This is a genomic window from Actinosynnema sp. NPDC059335 (assembly GCF_042752395.1).
GTDB lineage: Bacteria > Actinomycetota > Actinomycetes > Mycobacteriales > Pseudonocardiaceae > Actinosynnema.
The window spans coordinates 60948-62018 of sequence record NZ_JBHYXZ010000037.1 but is presented as its reverse complement, the minus strand read 5'-3'; the positions used below and the strand labels follow the sequence as shown (position 1 = coordinate 62018).

Annotated in this window: 1 protein-coding gene; it reads right to left on the bottom strand. The window is 76.2% G+C overall.

Annotated features, from left to right (window positions below):
- Positions 1-314: 314 nt before the first annotated feature.
- The gene (locus ACFXGA_RS14380) at positions 315-956 is read right to left on the bottom strand and encodes a hypothetical protein (protein ID WP_378087822.1); all 642 of its coding nucleotides are present in this window, start codon (positions 954-956) and stop codon (positions 315-317) included.
- Positions 957-1071: the final 115 nt, after the last annotated feature.

The window sequence follows — 1071 nt, the reverse complement described above, 5'->3', positions numbered from 1 at the left end:
GTGTTGTGGTGCCGCTGCGGCGGGGTGTGCCTCGCCCCCGCTGTGGGGGGGCGGCCCCCCCCCGGGCGGTCGGGGACGTGGGGGGGGGACGCTCCAGGGATTGGCGTCCCCTGCCGCAGGTTCCCGTGCGGTCCCGGTCGCCGCGGGGGCAGCGCGGTGACGGGACCTCTCCCGTTCCTGCCAGGGCGCGGTTGGCAGGACGGGTGTCCGGTCGAGCGCGGATCGCATCGGTGTGAGAAGTGCGTGACAGGCGGAAAAGACCGGTCAACGGGGAGTCGGCCCGGTGTGCTCGGGGCACACGGGTCCCGTCGGACTCAGTCGGGTGATGTGCTGGGCAGCCCTGGAACGCTGCCCGGGGACCGGTCGTCGTCCCACCGCTCGGCCGACCACGCGGCCCACGGCTTGGCGGTCGACTGACCGGTCAGCGACGCGTGGAACACCCCGCCGCCGCGGTGGCCGCTGCCGCTGTCCGCCCCACCCGACGACGCCGTGGGCGCGGTCGGCGCGGGCGCCTGCTTCGGCGCGGGCGCGGGGGCGGACGGTTCCGGCGCCTCCCAGCGCACCTCGGTGTCCGAGGCGGTCTGCGATGGCACGGCCGCGGGTGGCGCGGTGGCCGGCGGGGCCGGCGGCACGGCCGTCCGCACGGGTTCGGCCACCGGGGCCGGCGCGGGGGGCACGTCCGCCACCACCGGTTCGGCGGTGGCGGCCGCGCGGGCGGCGGCCTTCGCGGCCGCCTTGGCCTCGTACACCGGCGCGGGCATCGTGTTCGACACCGTGCCGGAGTGGCTGTAGCCGCTGCTCGACGAGTACGCGTAGGACTCCGCCGGGTACGGATCGCCCTCGGCGGCGTACGGCACGAACGGGGTCACGACGATCGGGTCGGCGGTGGCGCCCGGGGCGAGGAACGGCGCCGCCCCGACGGGCTGCGGCTCGGCCGCGACCGACAGGAACGGCACCACGTGCTGCGGTGCCGCGTCGGCGGGAAACCCGGCGGAACCCCGTAAGAGATCGCCCCGAGTCCCTGTTACCCCATCGAGGGTGTGCGTTTACCCGGACCACTGGTGTTATAAG